Genomic DNA, 19,502 nt, shown 5'->3' on the forward strand with positions numbered 1-19,502 from the left:
GCTGCGGCGTCCTCGGGCGTGTGCGGAGGTGCGGATGGGCGTCGAGGTGGTCGTCGAGGGTCTGACCAAGTCCTTCGGCAAGCAGACCATCTGGCAGGACGTCACGCTCACGTTGCCGCCGGGTGAGGTCAGCGTGATGCTCGGGCCTTCCGGTACCGGCAAGAGCGTGTTCCTGAAGTCGTTGGTGGGGCTGCTCAAGCCGGAGCAAGGCAAGATCATTATCAATGGGACGGATCTCGTGCGGTGCTCTGAGCACCGGTTGTACGAGATTCGGAAGATGTTCGGCGTGCTGTTCCAGGACGGTGCGTTGTTCGGGTCGATGAACCTGTACGACAACATCGCGTTTCCGCTGCGGGAGCACACTCGCAAGACGGAGGCCGAGGTTCGGCGGATCGTCCTCGAGAAGATGGAGATGGTCGGTCTCGTCGGGGCGGAGAAGAAGCTGCCCGGTGAGATCTCCGGCGGTATGCGCAAGCGGGCTGGTCTTGCCCGTGCGCTGGTGCTCGACCCCGAGATCATTTTGTGCGACGAACCCGACTCCGGGTTGGACCCGGTTCGCACGGCGTACCTCAGTCAGTTGCTGATCGACCTGAACGCCCAGATCGACGCGACCATTCTGATCGTCACGCACAACATCAACATTGCTCGTACCGTGCCGGACAACCTGGGGATGTTGTTCCGGCGCGAGCTCGTCATGTTCGGGCCGCGCGAGGTGTTGCTGACCAGCGACGAGCCCGTTGTCGAGCAGTTTCTGAACGGGCGGCGGCTCGGGCCCATCGGCATGTCCGAGGAGAAGGACACGGCCACGATGGCGGCCGAGCAGGCGCACGCGGACGCCGGGCACTCGGACGGGTCCACGTCCGAGGACGTCCGGGGGATCATCCCGCAGATCGAGCCGACTCCTGGGCTGCCGTTCCGGGATGCTGTGCGGCGGCGCAAGGACCGGGTCATGTCGATCATCCATCAGCTGCCCTACCAGGCTCAGCAGGGGATCATCGAGAGCCTCACCACTGAGGAGCAGGTGCGGTACGGCGTGCACGCCGGTGCGCCGGCGGCTGCGCCCACGCCCAGCCCCTGGCCTCGGCAGGGTGGTGTGCTGTGACCACGCAGACCTCGTTCCCCGGCGCCGGTGCGCTGCGGGAGACCGGGAAGTTGTGCCAGCTCGGGATCGACGTCGTGCGGACCACGTTCCGGCGGCCGTTCCAACTTCGCGAGTTCATTCAGCAGAGTTGGTTCATCGTCAGCGTGACGGTGCTGCCCACGGCGCTCGTGTCGATTCCCTTTGGCGCGGTCATCGCGTTGCAGCTGGGGTCGCTCACGCGGCAGATCGGTGCGCAGTCGTTCACGGGTGCGGCCAGCGTGCTCGCGATCATTCAGCAGGCCAGTCCGATCGTGACGGCGCTGCTGATCGCGGGGGCCGGTGGCTCGGCCATCTGTGCGGATCTCGGCTCGCGGACGATTCGCGAAGAGATCGACGCGATGGAAGTGCTCGGAGTCTCGCCGATCCATCGGCTCGTGGTGCCGCGGGTGCTTGCTGCGATGTTGGTGTCCGTGCTGCTCAACGGCATGGTCAGCGTCGTCGGCGTGCTCGGTGGCTACTTCTTCAACGTGATCATGCAGGACGGCACGCCGGGCGCTTACCTCGCGAGCTTCTCCGCGTTGGCGCAGCTGCCGGACCTGTGGATCAGTGAGTTGAAGGCACTGATCTTCGGGTTCATCGCGGGCATCGTGGCCGCCTACCGGGGGCTCAACCCCGCCGGTGGGCCCAAGGGCGTGGGTGACGCGGTGAACCAGGCCGTGGTCATCACGTTCCTGCTGCTGTTCTTCGTCAACTTCGTCCTCACCACGATCTACCTGCAGGTCGTGCCCGCGAAGGGGAGCTGATGGCGAACAAGGTGCTGTCCACTCTGGACGGGTTCGGCGACCAGCTGTCGTTCTACATCAAGGCGCTGGCCTGGACGCCCCGCGCGTTGAAGCGGTACTCCAAGGAGACGATGCGGCTGCTGGCCGAGGTCAGCTTCGGGTCGGGAGCGCTCGCGGTCATCGGCGGCACGATCGGCGTGATGGTCGGGCTGTCCGTGTTCACCGGCACCGTGGTTGGCCTCCAAGGATTCACGGCGCTCAACCAGATCGGCACGAGTGCGTTCGCGGGGTTCGTTTCCGCTTACTTCAACACTCGTGAGATTGCGCCGTTGGTCGCTGGGCTGGCTCTTAGTGCCACGGTCGGGTCTGGGTTCACGGCTCAGCTCGGCGCGATGCGGATCTCCGAGGAGATCGACGCGCTGGAGGTCATGGGCATCCCCAGCCTGCCGTTCCTGGTGACGACGCGGATCATCGCCGGGTTCGTCGCGATCATTCCGCTGTACGTGATCGGGTTGCTGACGAGTTATCTGGCGGCGAGAACGATCACCGTGGAGTTCTACGGGCAGTCAGCCGGTACGTACGACCACTACTTCAACCTGTTCCTACCGCCGATCGACGTGCTCTGGTCGTTCGGCAAGGTGCTGGTCTTCGCGGTCGTGATCATCATGACCCACTGCTACTACGGCTACCGCGCTTCCGGCGGTCCGGCCGGTGTCGGTGTGGCGGTCGGGCGCGCGGTGCGGACCGCGATCGTCACGACGGCGCTGCTCGACTTCTTCCTGAGCCTCGCGATCTGGGGCGCTACGACGACGGTGAGGATCGCCGGATGAGGAAACGCGTGCTGGGCATCGCCTTTCTTCTCGCGATCGCCATGTTCCTGTCGCTCACGGTGGCGCTCTACAAGGACGCCTTCGGCGACTACGTGAAGGTCACGCTCAAGACCGACCACATCGGCAACCAGCTGCAGACCGCGAGCGACGTCAAGGTGCGCGGGCTGATCGTCGGGTCGGTGAAGGCCGTCCGCACCAGCGGCGAAGGCGCCGAGCTGGAGCTGGCGCTGCTGCCGGACAAGGTCGAGCAGATCCCGTCCAACGTCAGTGCGCGACTGCTGCCCAAGACGTTGTTCGGTGAGCGGTACGTGAACCTCGTGCTGCCGCAGCAGAAGAGCGCGGCCATCACGCAGGGCGCCGTCATCGAGCAGGACCGGACGAGCAGTGCGATCGAGCTCGAACGCGTGCTGGACAACCTGATGCCGGTGCTGCAGGCGATCCAGCCGGAGAAGCTCGCCACCACGCTGACCGCGTTGTCGCAGGCTCTCGACGGCCGCGGCAAGCCGCTCGGCGAGACGCTGGTGTCGCTGGACTCCTACCTCGGTGAGCTCAACCCGCAGCTGCCCGCGTTGAAGGAGAACATCTCCAAGCTCGCCGACGTCTCGAACGTCTACGCGGACGCCGCGCCGGACCTGTTGCAGGCGCTCAACGACATGACCACGACGACCAAGACCGTCGTCGACCAGCGGGAGAACCTGCTGGCGCTCTACGGGTCGCTGACCACGACGTCGCAGGACGTCACCAGCTTCGTCACGGTCAACAAGAACAACATCATCGCGCTCGCCGACACCAGCCGCCCGACGCTGGAGCTGCTCGCGAAGTACGCGCCCGAGTACCCGTGCCTGCTCAAGGGACTCGCGGAGTTCGAACCGGTGATCAGCAAGGCGTTCGGCGAGGGCACCAACGAGCCCGGCCTGCACATCACGCTGGAGATCACGCAGAACCGCGGCAAGTACAAGCCGAACCTCGACGAGCCCGAGTACAAGGACAAGCGCGGTCCCCGTTGCTACGACCTGATCCCGCGGCCGAACCCGTTCCCGCAGTACCCGCCGGAGGGTCCGGTGCAGGACGGGTCGAGCTCGCCGCCACCCGCCCGCGTCGCGAACGACGGTGTCCTGCCGCCGGCCAACGCGGGCAACGTGACGGTGCCGCAGTCCGCTGACGTGCTGCGTCTCGCCAACTCGCCGGAGGAGGCCAGGTTGATCGCGGCTCTCTTCGGACCGCGCGTCGGCGTCGACCCGCAGGACATGCCCGGCTGGTCGAGCCTGCTGCTCGGGCCACTGGTTCGCGGGACGGAGGTGACGGTCAAGTGAAGGGCGTGCTCGCTCCGCTGCTCAAGCTGATCGCCTTCGCGGTGGTCACGATCCTCGCCACGTCGCTGCTCGCGATCACCATCGCCAACGTGAACCTGGCCAGTGCCACCGAGTACAAGGCCCAGTTCACCGACGTCACCGCGCTGAACGAGGGCGACGACATCCGCATCGCCGGCGTCCGCGTCGGGCAGGTCGACGGCATCAAGGTCGTCGATCGCAAGACCGCCGAGGTGGAGTTCTCGATCGACGGCGACCGGAAGCTTCCCGAGGCCGTGACCGCGACGATCAAGTACCGCAACCTGGTGGGACAGCGGTACATCGCGCTGGAGTCCGGCACCGGTGACACCAAGGCGGTGCTGGCCGAGGGCGGCACGATCCCGTTGGAGCGCACCAAGGCCGCTCTGGATCTGACGGTGCTGTTCAACGGCTTCAAGCCGCTCTTCCAGGCGCTGTCGCCGGACGACGTGAACAAGCTGTCGTTCGAGATCATCCAGGTGCTGCAGGGAGAAGGCAGCACCATCGACAGCCTGCTGCAGCACACGGCGTCGCTGACCAGCACTCTGGCCAGCAAGGACAAGGTGATCGGCGACGTCGTCGACAACCTCAACACCGCGCTGGAGACCGTGAACTCGCGCGACGAGGACTTCAACAACCTCGTGATCACGTTGCAGACGCTGGTCTCCGGGCTCGCCCAGGACCGCCAGCCGATCGGTGACGCGATCACCGCGCTCGGCGACCTGACGCAGGCCACCTCCGGGCTGCTGGAGCAGGGCCGCGAGCCGTTGAAGAACGACATCGCGCAGCTCGGCATCGTCTCGAAGACGCTGGGGGACAACGAGGTGCTGGTCGACCAGATGCTTCAGCGCCTGCCCAACAAGCTGGAGACGATCACGCGGACCGCGACCTACGGCTCGTGGTTCAACTTCTACCTGTGCGAGGCCAGCGGCCAGGTCGCCGTGCCGCCGGTCATCAACAACCCGATCCCGATCACGGCGTTGCCGGTGACACAGCAGAGGTGCCGCCGATGAAGACTTCCAACCCGATCCGGACCGGCGCGATCAGCCTGACCCTGATCGCCCTGCTGCTGCTGGCCGCATTCTACTCCGACGACCTGCCGATCGTCGGCGGTGGCACGAGCTACGCCGCGGACTTCAGCGAGGCCGCGGGACTGGTGCCGGGCAACGAGGTCCGCGTCGCCGGCGTGAAGGTCGGCAAGGTCACCAAGGTCAAGCTCAACGGCGACAAGGTGCGGGTCACGTTCAAGGTCAAGGACGCCTGGGTGGGCGACCGGACGACCGCGATGATCCGCATCAAGACGCTGCTGGGCCAGAAGTTCGTGGCGCTGGACCCGCAGGGCACCCAGCCGCTCTCGCCCGGCAACCCGATCCCGAAGGAACGCACGCTCGCGCCGTACGACGTGAACGAGGCGTTCAACGGGCTCGCGACCACGGTCGGGCAGATCGACACCAAGCAGCTCGCGGACAGCTTCACGGTCCTGTCCGACACCTTCAAGAACTCGCCGGAGCACGTCCGGGGCGCGCTGGACGGCCTGTCCGCGTTGTCGAAGACGATCTCCTCGCGCGACGAGCAGCTGGCGAAGCTCCTGGACAACACCAGGCAGCTGACCAAGACGCTCGCGGACCGCAACGCGGAGTTCGAGAAGCTCCTGTCGGACGGCAACCTGCTGCTCGGCGAGCTGCGCAAGCGCCGCGAGTCGATCAGCGCCCTGCTGACCGGCACGCGCGACCTCTCCCGTGAGCTCAGCGGTCTGGTGAACGACAACCAGAACCAGCTCAAGCCGGCGCTGGAGCAGCTCGGCCGCGTCACCACGATCCTGGAGCGCAACCAGGAGAACCTCGACCGCAGCCTCGCGCTGATGGCGCCGTTCTACCGGGTGTTCGCGAACACCCTGGGCAACGGCCGGTGGTTCGACACCTACATCTGCGGTCTGCTGCCGCCCTCGGTGAATCTCGGCGTCGTCGGGTTCAACGAGGAAGGCTGCCTGCCTCCGGGGGTGCAGCGATGACTGAAGTCGCGAACAGCAAGGTCGGGCGGTTCATCGCGATCGCGTGTGTGCTCGCGCTGGTCGTCACGGCGGGGCTCTGGTGGGTCTTCAACGGGATGAACGGGCGCAAGGTCACCGCGCACTTCGCGGCGGCCGTCGGCGTCTACCCCGGTGGTGACGTGCGGATCCTGGGCGTGAAGGTCGGCACGATCGACGAGGTCACGCCCGAGGGCAAGACGGTCAAGGTGGTGTTCACCGTCGACCGCGACGTGCGAGTGCCGGAGAACGCGCAGGCCGTCGTGGTCTCACCGAGCGTGGTCAGCGACCGGTACGTGCAGCTCGCGCCCGCCTACACCGGCGGGCCGACGCTGGCCGACAACGCCGTGATCCCGCGCGAGCGCACCGCGACGCCGGTCGAGCTGGACGAGCTGTACTCGTCGCTCGACAAGCTCACGACCGCGCTGGGCCCCAACGGAGCGAACGCCGACGGAGCGTTGGCGGACCTGCTGAACTCGGCGGCCGCGAACCTCGAAGGCAACGGTCAGGCGCTCAACGACACGTTGAAGAACCTCGGCCAGGCCACCCGCACGCTGTCGGGGTCCAAAGAGGACCTGTTCGCCACCGTCGACAACCTGCAGAAGTTCACCGCGATGCTGGCGGCCAACGACAGCCAGGTGCGCGACTTCAACAAGCAGCTCGCGGACGTGTCGAAGATGCTCGCGGACGAACGCGGCGATCTGGGAGCGGCTTTGAGCGAGCTCGCGACCGCGCTGGGACTCGTGCAGGGGTTCATCAAGGACAACCGCGAGGTGCTCAAGTCCAATGTGGACAAGCTCGCCTCGATCACGCAGGTGCTGGTGAACCAGCGGGCGGCTCTGGCCGAGACGCTCGACGTCGCCCCGCTTGCCCTGGGCAACCTGCAGAACTCCTACAACGCGGCGTCCGGCACGCTCGACACCCGCGCGAACATCAACGAGCTGAACCAGCCGCCGATCGTGCTGATCTGCAAGCTGATCCAGCAGGCGACGCCGAACAACGTGCCGCCGGTGCTGACGAACACCTGCAAGCAGCTGGAGCCGATCCTGACCGGCGCGATTCCGCTGAAGCCGCCGGCCGAGATCATCAGCGACCTGAACGCGGGCAAGCTGCCGTTGCCCCTGCCGCTCGCGGGGGTGCCCCAGTGAGGAAGCTGGTCGTAGGGCTGACGGCGTTGTTGCTCGTGTCGGGCTGTGGTTCCGGCGGGTTCGACGGCGTCTACAACCTGCCGCTGCCGGGTGGCGCCGACGTCGGTGATCACCCGTACCGGGTCAAGGCGCAGTTCAAGGACGTGCTGGACCTGGTGCCGCAGGCGGGCGTGAAGGTCAACGACGTGCCGGTCGGGCGGGTCGAGCAGATCGACCTGGCCGGCGACGGCTGGACCGCCGAGGTGACCATGCTGGTCAACGGCGACGTGCAGCTTCCGGCGAACGCGTTCGCGAAGCTGCGCCAGTCCGCGTTGCTGGGCGAGAAGTTCGTGGAGCTGGGTAAACCCAAGGACGCTTCCGGGAAGCTCGCCGACAACGCCACGATCCCGTTGGACAGGACCAACCGGAACCCCGAGGTCGAAGAGGTCTTCGGGGCGTTGTCGATGCTGCTCAACGGCGGTGGTGTCGCGCAGTTGCAGAACATCACCAAGGAGCTCAACGCGGCGATGCAGGGCAACGAGAAGGAGATCCGCTCGTTGCTCGGCAACCTCAACACGTTCGTCGGGGAACTCGACAAGCACAAGGCGGAGATCGTCCGCGCGCTCGACTCGATGAACCGGCTGGCCGGGACCCTGGCGCAGCAGCGCGAGAAGATCGCGGTGGCGTTGACGGACCTGGAGCCCGGTCTGAAGGTGCTGGCCGAGCAGCGCACGCAGCTCGTGACGCTGCTGCAGTCGTTGGACAAGCTCTCCGACGTCGCGACGGACACGGTGAACAAGAGCCGTGACGACATCGTGGCGGACCTGAAGGCGCTGCAGCCGACGCTGACCAAGCTCGCCGAGTCGGGGCAGAACCTGCCGAAGTCGCTGGAGCTGCTGCTGACCTACCCGTTCCCGGACGAGGCGGTCGACGGCATCAAGGGCGACTACACCAACGCGTTCATCGACCTCGACCTGAACCTCGGCACGGTGCTCGACAACCTCGGGCGGTCGCGGCAGTCGCCGATCGACTCGCTGATCCCGTCGCAGGGCACGCCGTTGCCGATGCCGAACATCCCGCTGCCGAACCTCGGGCAGGGCACCGGGTCCGGGCTGGGCGACCTGCTCGGCGGGCTGCTGGGAGGTGGTCGCAAGTGATCCTGCGGTCGACGAAGCTCAAGATCGGCGCGTTCGTGCTGGTCGCGTTGCTGGGCATCTCGTACGTCAGCGCGACCTACGTCGGTCTGTTCAAGTCGGCGTCCACGGTCGTGACGATGCAACTCGCGGACTCGGGCGGCATCTTCACCAACGCCGAGGTGACCTATCGCGGCGTGACGATCGGCAGGGTCGGGCAGCTGCGGCTGACGTCCGACGGCATCGAGGTCGACCTGGAACTCGACTCGGACGCGCCGCGCGTGCCCGCCGAGACCGAGGCCGTCGTCGCGAACCGGTCGGCCGTCGGTGAGCAGTACGTCGACCTGCGGCCGAAGAGCGACGGCGCGCCGTACCTGGAGGCTGGGTCGGTCATTCCGCGCTCGGCCACCAAGACGCCGCCGCCCGTCGACGGGCTGCTGTCCAATTTGGACGCTTTCGCGTCGTCGGTGCCCACGGACTCGCTGCGGACTGTCGTCGACGAGCTGCACACGGCGTTCAGCGGGACCGGTGGCGACCTGCAGGTGCTGATCGACAACACCGCGGCCTTCACCGCGGCCGCCAAGGAACACCTGCCGCAGACCACGCAGCTGCTGCAGGACGGGCGGATCGTGCTGGCCACGCAGGCCGCTTCCGGTGGCGCCATCCGGTCGTTCAGCGGTGACCTGCGGTTGCTCGCCGAGCAGCTGAAGGCCTCCGACGGTGACCTGCGGCGGTTGATCGTGGCCGTGCCGCCGGCGTCCGAGCAGGTGTCGGCGTTGCTCAAGGAGAGCGGGCCGAACCTCGGGGTGGTCTTCGCGAACCTGCTGACCACGTCGAACATCCTCGTGACCAGGCGCGATGGTTTGGAACAGATCGCGGTGACGTACCCCATCGCCGTCGGCGGCGGGTTCTCCGTGGCGCCGGGCGACGGGTCGGCGCACTTCGGGCTCGCGTTGAACGTGTTCGACCCGATGCCGTGCACGGTCGGATACGAGGGCACGACCATCCGTCCCGGTGGAGACACCTCGGCCGCGCCGCTGAACACGCAGGCGTACTGCGCTCTCGCGCGCGGGTCGGCGACCTCGGTGCGAGGCTCGCAGAATGCGCCGTACGGTGGAACGCCGACCACGCCGGTCGGCAACGCGACGACGCAGCCGGGCCAGGAACCGACAACAGGCCAGGCCGCGCCGGAGGTGCCGTTGCTGACGTCGCTCGGTCAGCTGCTGGGTCTGCCAGAGGAGAAGAAGTAGTGCGGGTCTTCACGGTGGTCGCCGCGGTCTTCGCGGTGGTGGCGTTCGTGTTCGCGGTGTTCAGCGGCTTCATCTGGTACTCCGCGGCCAGTTCGTCGGAGTCCTCGTACGCCGCCACGCGCGACGACGCCCTGCGGTCCGGCCAGGTCGGCATCACGAACTTCCTGACCCTGGACTACAAGAAGGTCGACGAGGACCTCCAGCGCTGGCTCAACTCGTCCACCGGCGACCTGCGCGCGGAGATCGACAAGGACAAGGACTCGCGCAAGAAGCAGCTGGTCGACGCCAAGTCGGTGACGACGTCGAAGGTCCTGGACGCCGCGATCACCGAACTGGACGACCGCGCGGGCAACGCGTCGATGATCGCCGTCGTCGAGAGCACCGTGACCCCCGCCGAGGGGCAGAAGGTCACCAAGATCAACCGGTACCTGACCAAGCTCACCCGCACCGAGGACGGCTGGAAGCTGAGCCAGCTGGGTCCGCTGCGGGCAGGCGTCTGAGTCCGCCAGAGCTGATTGGAACGAGTGCACGTGCCTCCATCCCGCCGCCGCCCGATCCCCACTCCGCCCGCAGGAGGCCGCCCGAAGGTGGCCGGCCTGAACCGGCGCGCGGCCGCCGACCCCGCGGTCGAGCCGGCCGCGGAGCCCGCGGTCGAGGATGTGACGCGGGAGGCCGCGCCGTCGGAGGTCGTGCCGGAGCCGGTGGCCGAAGAGGCAGAGCTCAAGGCCCCGGAAGCCCTCGACTGGACTCCGCCGGCCACTCCTGAGAAGAAGGCCGCCGCGGAGAAGTCCGAGCCGGTCGCCGTCGAGGAGACCGAGCCGGCCGGCGACAAGCCCGCCCAGAAGACCGGCAAGGTGGCCTGGGTGCTGCCGGTGGCGCTGGTGCTCGTGGGGCTCCTGCTGGCGGGCCTGGGCACGTTCTTCCTGGTGAAGTCGCGGTCGGTGTCCTACGACGCCGCCCTGGTCGACTCAGCCACCACCTCGGCGGTGAACGGTCAGATCCGCGAGGCCGTCGAGAAGTCGTTCTCGTACAACTTCGCCGACGTGGAGTCCACCGAGAAGGCGGCCAAGGAGCTGCTCACCGGCAAGGCCCTGTGCCAGTACAACGCCGTGTTCGGCCCGGTGAAGGAAGTGGCACCGCAGCAGAAGCTCGTCGTGACGGTCCGTGTGGTGTCCTCGGCCGTGTCGTCCCTCAAGGACGGACGAGCCACCGTCCTGGTCTTCGCCGACCAGGTCACCACCCGCACCACCGACAACCAGTCGGGCGGCGGCACCGCCATGCTCCGCGTGAGCGCGATCGACGACGGCGGTCGCTGGAAGATCGACAACATGGAGATGTTCGGGGCGACGGCGGAGCAGAATCGCCAGTTGCAGGGATGCTGACCCTGGACGCGTCCGCCGCGAAACTGCTCGACAACGCGCGGTCTGCGGCTCAGACGCGGATGTCACCTGAGACCTGGTCCCCCCCGCCTCACCCATCTCGTTTGGGGCGGGCCGGTGGCGGGTATCTGATCTTCGTCCTCTAAGATCAACTCCGCTGTGAGGTCGTCGAACCAGCCCCAGAAGCACCGCTGAGACCCCCTCCGCCAGCCCCGACACGCGTGATCTCGGTCACAGCAAATCCTGTGGCGCTCTGTAAGTTCACTTGAAGCCGTCAACTTCCCACCAAAACGGCCGTACACGTGTTTGTGCAGGTCAAATGGGTGACTTCAAGGAAAGAGCGCTCCATCCAGAGGGTGGATCAGCCCGCAACATCTTGACTGCGCGCTCATGCAGGGTCACTCTGTCGGTGAGCAAGAGGAGGGTCCTTCCAGGTGCCTCTCGACAGTCGCCGTGCGTGTGGCTAGACTGCCCCTTTGCGCTGCCCATTTTCCGCTTGCCCTTCGCCGAGAGCGTGGATTAGTCGAGCAGCGCCGCACCCTTGACAGCCGTGCTAGTTCGCTCTAGCCAGCTATTTGTCCCTGGAAGGACGCATCTTGGCGATCTCTCGCGCGACCAAGGCCACTGCTGCGACCAACTCCACGTCGGGGATCCCTGGAGCGCCGAAGCGGGTCTCGTTCGCGAAGATTAACGAGCCGCTTTCGACGCCCAACCTGCTTGACCTGCAGATCCAGTCCTTTGAGTGGCTGACCGGCGACGAGGCGTGGTTCCAGCGCCGCGTCGACGCCGGCGACGAGACCCCGACGGGCGGCCTCGAAGAGGTCCTCAACGAGATCTCGCCGATCGAGGACTTCTCCGGCTCCATGTCACTGTCCTTCTCCGACCCGCGCTTCGACGAGGTCAAGGCCTCGACCGAAGAGTGCAAGGACAAGGACATGACGTACGCGGCACCGTTGTTCGTCACGGCGGAGTTCACCAACCACACCACTGGCGAGATCAAGAGCCAGACGGTGTTCATGGGTGACTTCCCGATGATGACGAACAAGGGCACGTTCATCATCAACGGCACCGAGCGCGTGGTGGTCTCCCAGCTCGTGCGCTCGCCCGGTGTGTACTACGACACCGCGGTCGACAAGACGACCGACAAGGACGTCTTCAGCGTCAAGATCATCCCGTCCCGGGGTGCTTGGCTGGAGTTCGACGTCGACAAGCGCGACACCGTCGGTGTCCGCATCGACCGGAAGCGTCGCCAGCCGGTGACGGTGCTGTTGAAGGCTCTGGGCTGGAGCACGGAGCAGATTCGCGAGCGGTTCGCGTTCAGCGAGACGTTGCTGACCACGCTCGAGAAGGACCACACCGCGGGTACCGACGAGGCGTTGCTCGACATCTACCGCAAGCTGCGTCCGGGCGAGCCCCCGACGAAGGAGTCGGCGCAGGCCCTGCTGGAGAACCTGTTCTTCAAGGACAAGCGCTACGACCTGGCGAAGGTTGGCCGGTACAAGGTCAACAAGAAGCTGGGCCTGGACACCGAGATCAACACGGGTGTCCTCACCGAGGACGACATCGTCACGACGATCGAGTACCTCGTTCGCCTGCACGCCGGCGAGACGATGATGGACGCCGCCGCCGGCGGTGACGTTCCCGTCGAGGTCGACGACATCGACCACTTCGGCAACCGTCGCCTCCGCACGGTCGGCGAGCTGATCCAGAACCAGATCCGCGTCGGTCTGTCCCGCATGGAGCGCGTCGTCCGCGAGCGCATGACCACGCAGGACGTCGAGGCCATCACGCCGCAGACCCTGATCAACATCCGTCCCGTCGTGGCGGCGATCAAGGAGTTCTTCGGCACCTCGCAGCTGTCGCAGTTCATGGACCAGACCAACCCGCTCGCGGGTCTGACCCACAAGCGCCGCCTGTCGGCGCTGGGTCCCGGTGGTCTGTCCCGTGAGCGCGCCGGCATGGAGGTCCGCGACGTCCACCCGTCGCACTACGGCCGCATGTGCCCGATCGAGACGCCGGAAGGCCCGAACATCGGCCTGATCGGTTCGCTCTCGAGCTACGCGCGGGTCAACCCGTTCGGTTTCATCGAGACGCCGTACCGCAAGGTCACCGACGGCCGGGTCACCGACCAGGTCGACTACCTGACCGCGGACGAGGAAGACCGCTTCGTCAAGGCGCAGGCGAACTCGCCGACCGACGAGGACGGCAACTTCACCGACGACCGCGTCCTGGTCCGCAAGAAGGGCGGCGAGGTCGAGTTCATCGACCCGACCGACGTCGACTACATGGACGTCTCGCCGCGCCAGATGGTGTCGGCCGCGACCGCCATGATCCCGTTCCTCGAGCACGACGACGCGAACCGCGCCCTGATGGGTGCGAACATGCAGCGTCAGGCCGTGCCGCTGCTCCGCTCCGAGTCGCCGCTCGTCGGCACCGGCATGGAGCTGCGCGCAGCCGTCGACGCCGGTGACGTCGTCGTCGCGAAGAAGACGGGTGTGGTCGAGGAGGTCTCCGCCGACTACATCACCGTCATGGCCGACGACGGTGCGCGCAACACCTACGCGCTGCACAAGTTCCGTCGCTCGAACCAGGGCACCTGCATCAACCAGAAGCCCATCGTCAACGAGGGCGACCGGATCGAGGCGGGTCAGGTCCTGGCCGACGGTCCTTGCACCGAGAACGCCGAGATGGCGCTCGGCAAGAACCTGCTCGTGGCGATCATGCCGTGGGAAGGCCACAACTACGAGGACGCGATCATCCTGTCGCAGCGCCTCGTGCAGGACGACGTTCTCACCTCGATCCACATCGAGGAGCACGAGATCGACGCCCGCGACACGAAGCTCGGCGCCGAGGAGATCACCCGGGACATCCCGAACGTCTCCGAAGAGGTCCTGGCCGACCTGGACGAGCGCGGCATCATCCGCATCGGTGCCGAGGTCCAGCCCGGCGACATCCTCGTCGGCAAGGTCACGCCCAAGGGCGAGACCGAGCTGACGCCGGAGGAGCGCCTGCTCCGCGCGATCTTCGGTGAGAAGGCGCGCGAGGTTCGCGACACGTCGCTCAAGGTGCCGCACGGTGAGTACGGCAAGGTCATCGGCATCCGCGTCTTCTCGCGTGAGGACGACGACGAGCTGCCTCCGGGCGTGAACGAGCTCGTCCGCGTCTACGTGGCCCAGAAGCGCAAGATCCAGGACGGCGACAAGCTCGCCGGCCGCCACGGCAACAAGGGCGTCATCGGCAAGATCCTCCCCGCGGAGGACATGCCGTTCCTCGAGGACGGCACGCCGGTCGACATCATCCTGAACACGCACGGTGTGCCGCGGCGTATGAACATCGGCCAGGTGCTGGAGACCCACCTCGGGTGGATCGCCAAGCAGGGCTGGAGCATCAACGGGGACCCGGACTGGGCGAAGAACCTGTCCGAGGACCTGATGGATGTCGAGCCCGGCACCAAGACCGCGACCCCCGTGTTCGACGGCGCGAAGGAAGAGGAGATCACGGGCCTGCTCGGCTCGACGATCCCGAACCGCGACGGCGAGCGCATGGTCAAGGAGAACGGGAAGGCACAGCTCTTCGACGGCCGCTCCGGCGAGCCGTACCCGTTCCCCGTGTCGGTCGGCTACATGTACATCCTGAAGCTGCTGCACCTGGTGGACGACAAGATCCACGCGCGTTCGACCGGCCCGTACTCGATGATCACGCAGCAGCCGCTGGGTGGTAAGGCGCAGTTCGGTGGTCAGCGTTTCGGTGAGATGGAGTGCTGGGCGATGCAGGCGTACGGCGCCGCATACACCCTGCAGGAACTTCTCACCATCAAGTCCGACGACGTGCTCGGCCGCGTGAAGGTCTACGAGGCCATCGTCAAGGGCGAGAACATCCCGGAACCCGGTATCCCGGAGTCCTTCAAGGTGCTGCTCAAGGAGCTGCAGTCGCTCTGCCTCAACGTCGAGGTCCTGTCTTCGGACGGTGCCGCGATCGAGATGCGCGACGGCGACGACGAGGACCTGGAGCGCGCGGCCGCGAACCTCGGCATCAACCTGTCGAGGTCCGAGTCGCCCTCCGTGGACGACGTCGTCAACTAGTCACCTCGCCGGCAGGTGAAGGGGATGCCTCCCGCGTCCCCTTCACCGGCCCTCCGACCAGCTCCTTTGCCACCGATCTAAAAAGGGGAAGAGAGTAGACGTGCTCGACGTCAACTTCTTCGATGAGCTCCGCATCGGACTCGCGACGGCGGACGACATCCGCCAGTGGTCCTTCGGCGAGGTCAAGAAGCCCGAGACCATCAACTACCGCACGCTCAAGCCTGAGAAGGACGGCTTGTTCTGCGAGAAGATCTTCGGTCCCACCCGGGACTGGGAGTGCTACTGCGGCAAGTACAAGCGCGTGCGCTTCAAGGGCATCATCTGTGAGCGCTGCGGCGTCGAGGTGACCCGTGCGAAGGTGCGTCGTGAGCGCATGGGCCACATCGAGCTCGCCGCTCCGGTCACGCACATCTGGTACTTCAAGGGCGTCCCCAGCCGGTTGGGCTACTTGCTCGACCTGGCCCCCAAGGACCTCGAGAAGATCATCTACTTCGCCGCCTACGTCATCGTGGGCGTGAACGCCGAGCTGCGCCACAACGACCTGCCGACGCTCGAGAGCGAGATGCAGGTCGAGCGCAAGCGCGTCGAGAACCGTCGTGACGCCGACGTGGAGGCCCGCGCCCAGAAGCTCGAGGCCGACCTGGCCGAGCTCGAGGCCGAGGGTGCCAAGTCCGACGTGCGCCGCAAGGTCAAGGAGGGCGGCGAACGTGAGATGCGCCAGCTCCGCGACCGCGCCCAGCGCGAGCTGGACCGCCTCGACGAGATCTGGTCCACGTTCACCAAGCTCGAGCGCGCTCAGCTGATCGCGGACGAGCTGCTCTACCGCGAGCTGTACGACCGCTACGGCGACTACTTCACCGGTGCCATGGGCGCGGAGGCCATCCAGAAGCTTCTGGGTGACTACGACGTCGACGCCGAGTCCGAGATCCTGCGGGAGACCATCCGCAGCGGCAAGGGCCAGAAGAAGCTGCGTGCGCTCAAGCGCCTCAAGGTCGTTGCCGCCTTCCAGGCGACCCGCAACAACCCGCAGGGCATGGTCCTGGACTGCGTCCCGGTCATCCCGCCGGACCTGCGCCCGATGGTGCAGCTCGACGGTGGCCGTTTCGCGACGTCCGACCTGAACGACCTGTACCGCCGCGTCATCAACCGCAACAACCGGTTGAAGCGACTGATCGACCTCGGCGCGCCCGAGATCATCGTCAACAACGAGAAGCGGATGCTGCAGGAGGCCGTCGACGCGCTGTTCGACAACGGCCGCCGCGGCCGCCCGGTCACCGGTCCCGGTAACCGCCCGCTGAAGTCGCTGTCCGACCTGCTCAAGGGCAAGCAGGGCCGGTTCCGCCAGAACCTGCTCGGCAAGCGCGTCGACTACTCCGGCCGTTCGGTCATCGTGGTCGGCCCGCAGCTCAAGCTGCACCAGTGCGGTCTGCCCAAGCAGATGGCCCTGGAGCTCTTCAAGCCGTTCGTGATGAAGCGGCTCGTGGACCTCAACCACGCGCAGAACATCAAGTCCGCCAAGCGGATGGTCGAGCGTGCGCGCCCGGCCGTGTGGGACGTGCTGGAAGAGGTCATCACCGAGCACCCGGTGCTGCTCAACCGCGCACCCACGCTGCACCGCCTCGGCATCCAGGCCTTCGAGCCCCAGCTGGTCGAGGGCAAGGCCATCCAGCTGCACCCGCTGGTCTGTGAAGCGTTCAACGCCGACTTCGACGGTGACCAGATGGCAGTCCACCTGCCGCTGTCCGCCGAGGCGCAGGCTGAAGCCCGCGTCCTGATGCTGTCGTCGAACAACATCCTGTCCCCGGCGTCCGGCAAGCCGCTGGCCATGCCGCGTCTGGACATGGTGACGGGCCTGTACCACCTGACCCGTCACAAGGTCGGCGACATCGGCGAGGGTCACTCGTACTCGTCGCCCGCCGAGGCCCTGATGGCGTTCGACCGCAAGGTCCTGGGCCTGCAGTCGATGGTGAAGATCCGCGTCTCCGACAAGAACCCGCCCAAGGGCCAGGAGCCCGAAGGCTGGGAGCCCGGTCAGCCGTGGCTCGCGGAGACCACGCTGGGTCGCGTGCTGTTCAACGAGATCCTGCCGCAGGACTACGCCTTCATCAACGAGGTCATGCCCAAGAAGCGGCAGGCCATCATCATCAACGACCTCGCCGAGCGGTACCCGATGGTCACCGTCGCCCGGACGCTGGACAAGCTGAAGGACGCCGGTTTCCACTGGGCCACCCGTTCCGGTGTGACCGTTGCGATCTCGGACGTTCTCGTGCCCGCGGCGAAGCAGGACATCCTCGAGGAGCACGAGCGCCTCGCGGACGCCGTCGAGAAGCGCTACCAGCGCGGTCAGCTCTCGCACGACGAGCGCAACTCCGAGCTGGTCAAGGTGTGGACCAAGGCCACCGAGCAGGTCCACGAGATCATGGAAGACAACTTCCCCGAGGACAACTCGATCCGCGTCATCGTGCAGTCCGGCGCCGCCGGCAACATGACGCAGGTCCGTTCGCTCGCGGGTATGCGTGGTCTCGTCACCAACCCGAAGGGTGAGTACATCCCGCGCCCGATCAAGAACTCGTTCCGCGAGGGCTTGTCGGTGCTCGAGTACTTCATCGCGACGCACGGTGCTCGTAAGGGTCTGGCCGACACCGCGCTGCGTACCGCCGACTCGGGTTACCTGACCCGTCGTCTGGTGGACGTCTCGCAGGACGTCATCATCCGCGAGGTCGACTGCGGTACCACCCGTGGCGTGCAGATGACCGTCGGCGAGCAGCTGGGCGACAAGGTCGGCATGCACGAGTTCGCGCAGACCTCGGTCTACGCCCGCACGGTGGCGGACGACATCACCGACGCGCAGGGCAACCTGGTCCTGAACCGCGGCGACGACCTCGGCGACCCGGCACTCGTGTCGCTGGTCGAGGCCGGCATCGTCCGCGTGAAGGTGCGTTCGGTGCTGACCTGCGAGTCCCCGGTCGGTGTGTGCGCGTCCTGCTACGGCCGCTCGATGGCGACCGGCCAGCTGGTCGACGTCGGCGAGGCCGTCGGCATCGTCGCCGCCCAGTCGATCGGTGAGCCCGGCACGCAGCTGACGATGCGTACGTTCCACCAGGGCGGTGTGGCCGGTGACGACATCACGACCGGTCTGCCCCGTGTCCAGGAGCTCTTCGAGGCCCGCGTCCCGAAGGGCAAGGCGCCGATCGCCGACGTGGACGGTCGCGTCCGCATCGAGGACGGCGACCGCTTCTGGAAGATCACGCTGATCCCGGACGACGGCTCCGAGGAGATCGTGTTCGAGAAGCTGTCCAAGCGTCAGCGTCTCGCCAACACGGCCACCGGCCCGCTGCAGGACGGCGACCACGTGTCCGTCGGCCAGCAGCTGCTGGAAGGTACTCCCGACCCGCACGAGGTCCTGCGTGTCATGGGCCCGCGCGAGGCGCAGCTGCACCTCGTGGGCGAAGTGCAGAAGGTGTACCGCGCCCAGGGTGTGGCGATCCACGACAAGCACATCGAGGTCATCGTCCGGCAGATGCTCCGCCGGGTCACGATCATCGACTCCGGTGCGACCGAGTTCCTCCCCGGATCTCTGGTCGAGCGCGCGGACTTCGAGTCCGGCAACCGCGCTGTCGTCGCCGAGGGTGGCGAGCCGGCCGCCGGTCGTCCGGTGCTGATGGGTATCACGAAGGCCTCGCTGGCTACGGACTCGTGGCTGTCGGCGGCTTCCTTCCAGGAGACCACTCGGGTTCTGACCGACGCTGCCATCAACGGGCGTTCGGACAAGCTCATCGGTCTCAAGGAGAACGTGATCATCGGTAAGTTGATCCCGGCTGGTACGGGTATCAACCGGTACCGGAACATCCAGGTTCAGCCGACTGAGGAGGCGCGGGCTGCTGCTTACGCGATTCCTTCTTACGACGACGGGTACTACACGCCTGACGTCTTCGGTACTGGAACTGGTGCCGCGGTGCCGCTGGATGACTACGACTTCGGTCGGGATTACCGGTAGTTGGTCTGGCTGATTTAGCTGAACGGCCCCTGGAGCTTTGGCTCTGGGGGCCGTTTTGTTTGGTCGCTGGGTTTTCGGGTGGCTGGCTTGCGGGCGGCGGGTTCTGTTGCGTGGTTCCCCTGGGGGCTCTGCCCCCAGACCCCCGGCAATCTGATCGGGGGGAGGGCGCCACGGGCGGGTTGATGGCACGCCTGTTGCGTTGGGCGGCTGCCTGTTGCGTAGTTGGGTTGCGTTGGCGGTGGGGTCCCGTCACGAGCCGAACCAAGAGCGGGCCACACCTGGAGATGGGTGTCAAACCGCCGAAAAGCGTGGCGGTTTGACACCCATCTCCAGGTGCAGCAAGAGCTGTGGTGCGACTCGTGACGGGACCCCACCGCCGGGCCCGCTCGGTAAGGACGGCTCGCCTTCGCCTTCGGCTTCGCGGGCGGTTGGGCGCGTGCCACGACGCACGCTCGTGCTGTCGCCCCTACCCTTCGCTCGTCTCGTC

At 66.6% G+C, this 19,502-nt stretch carries 13 protein-coding genes; all 13 read left to right on the forward strand.

Annotated elements, in window-relative coordinates; translation table 11 throughout:
* Positions 1 to 34 precede the first annotated feature (34 nt).
* The 13 genes from SK854_RS21655 (at position 35) to SK854_RS21715 (ending at position 19,015) form a co-directional block, all read left to right on the forward strand.
* Entirely contained in the window at positions 35 to 1,102 is a 1,068-nt protein-coding gene (locus SK854_RS21655) for an ABC transporter ATP-binding protein (protein ID WP_319976897.1), read from the forward strand.
* Positions 1,099 to 1,884 carry an MlaE family ABC transporter permease gene (locus SK854_RS21660; protein WP_319976898.1) on the forward strand — a complete coding sequence of 262 codons (786 nt, stop codon included), beginning with the start codon at positions 1,099 to 1,101 and terminating at the stop codon, positions 1,882 to 1,884. Before SK854_RS21655 ends, SK854_RS21660 begins: the two co-directional genes overlap by 4 nt.
* Complete coding sequence (locus tag SK854_RS21665; protein WP_093606336.1) at positions 1,884 to 2,693, forward strand: MlaE family ABC transporter permease; 810 nt, start codon at positions 1,884 to 1,886, stop codon at positions 2,691 to 2,693. Before SK854_RS21660 ends, SK854_RS21665 begins: the two co-directional genes overlap by 1 nt.
* Positions 2,690 to 4,006: an MCE family protein gene (locus tag SK854_RS21670; protein ID WP_319976899.1), complete on the forward strand. Its 1,317-nt coding sequence runs from the start codon at positions 2,690 to 2,692 to the stop codon at positions 4,004 to 4,006. The genes SK854_RS21665 and SK854_RS21670 overlap by 4 nt, the downstream gene beginning before the upstream one ends.
* Entirely contained in the window at positions 4,003 to 5,034 is a 1,032-nt protein-coding gene (locus SK854_RS21675; protein WP_319976900.1) for an MCE family protein, read from the forward strand. The genes SK854_RS21670 and SK854_RS21675 overlap by 4 nt, the downstream gene beginning before the upstream one ends.
* The gene (locus SK854_RS21680) at positions 5,031 to 6,032 is read left to right on the forward strand and encodes an MCE family protein (protein WP_319976901.1); all 1,002 of its coding nucleotides are present in this window, start codon (positions 5,031 to 5,033) and stop codon (positions 6,030 to 6,032) included. The genes SK854_RS21675 and SK854_RS21680 overlap by 4 nt, the downstream gene beginning before the upstream one ends.
* A complete protein-coding gene (locus SK854_RS21685) occupies positions 6,029 to 7,195 on the forward strand; it encodes an MCE family protein (protein WP_093606333.1) in 1,167 nt (388 codons plus the stop codon). The genes SK854_RS21680 and SK854_RS21685 overlap by 4 nt, the downstream gene beginning before the upstream one ends.
* Positions 7,192 to 8,331: an MCE family protein gene (locus tag SK854_RS21690; protein ID WP_319976902.1), complete on the forward strand. Its 1,140-nt coding sequence runs from the start codon at positions 7,192 to 7,194 to the stop codon at positions 8,329 to 8,331. Before SK854_RS21685 ends, SK854_RS21690 begins: the two co-directional genes overlap by 4 nt.
* A complete protein-coding gene (locus SK854_RS21695) occupies positions 8,328 to 9,557 on the forward strand; it encodes an MlaD family protein (RefSeq protein WP_319976903.1) in 1,230 nt (409 codons plus the stop codon). Before SK854_RS21690 ends, SK854_RS21695 begins: the two co-directional genes overlap by 4 nt.
* Complete coding sequence (locus tag SK854_RS21700) at positions 9,557 to 10,057, forward strand: hypothetical protein (protein ID WP_319976904.1); 501 nt, start codon at positions 9,557 to 9,559, stop codon at positions 10,055 to 10,057. Before SK854_RS21695 ends, SK854_RS21700 begins: the two co-directional genes overlap by 1 nt.
* Positions 10,058 to 10,144: 87 nt before the next feature.
* A complete protein-coding gene (locus SK854_RS21705; RefSeq protein ID WP_319976905.1) occupies positions 10,145 to 10,939 on the forward strand; it encodes a hypothetical protein in 795 nt (264 codons plus the stop codon).
* A 593-nt stretch (positions 10,940 to 11,532) separates the two neighbouring features.
* On the forward strand, positions 11,533 to 15,018 hold the full coding sequence (gene rpoB, locus SK854_RS21710) for a DNA-directed RNA polymerase subunit beta (RefSeq protein WP_319976906.1): 3,486 nt from the start codon (positions 11,533 to 11,535) through the stop codon (positions 15,016 to 15,018).
* Between the two features lie 100 nt (positions 15,019 to 15,118).
* Positions 15,119 to 19,015, forward strand: coding sequence for a DNA-directed RNA polymerase subunit beta' (locus tag SK854_RS21715; protein ID WP_319976907.1), 3,897 nt, complete (start codon positions 15,119 to 15,121; stop codon positions 19,013 to 19,015).
* Positions 19,016 to 19,502 lie beyond the last annotated feature (487 nt).

The organism is Lentzea sokolovensis, from assembly GCF_033949975.1.
GTDB classification, from domain to species: Bacteria; Actinomycetota; Actinomycetes; order Mycobacteriales; family Pseudonocardiaceae; genus Lentzea; species Lentzea sokolovensis.

Coding starts and splice junctions, on each gene's coding strand:
- SK854_RS21655 (WP_319976897.1), top strand. CDS start 35: ATGGGCGTCGAGGTGGTCGTCGAGGGTCTGACCAAGTCCTTCGGCAAG.
- SK854_RS21665 (WP_093606336.1), top strand. CDS start 1,884: ATGGCGAACAAGGTGCTGTCCACTCTGGACGGGTTCGGCGACCAGCTG.
- SK854_RS21685 (WP_093606333.1), top strand. CDS start 6,029: ATGACTGAAGTCGCGAACAGCAAGGTCGGGCGGTTCATCGCGATCGCG.
- SK854_RS21680 (WP_319976901.1), top strand. CDS start 5,031: ATGAAGACTTCCAACCCGATCCGGACCGGCGCGATCAGCCTGACCCTG.
- SK854_RS21670 (WP_319976899.1), top strand. CDS start 2,690: ATGAGGAAACGCGTGCTGGGCATCGCCTTTCTTCTCGCGATCGCCATG.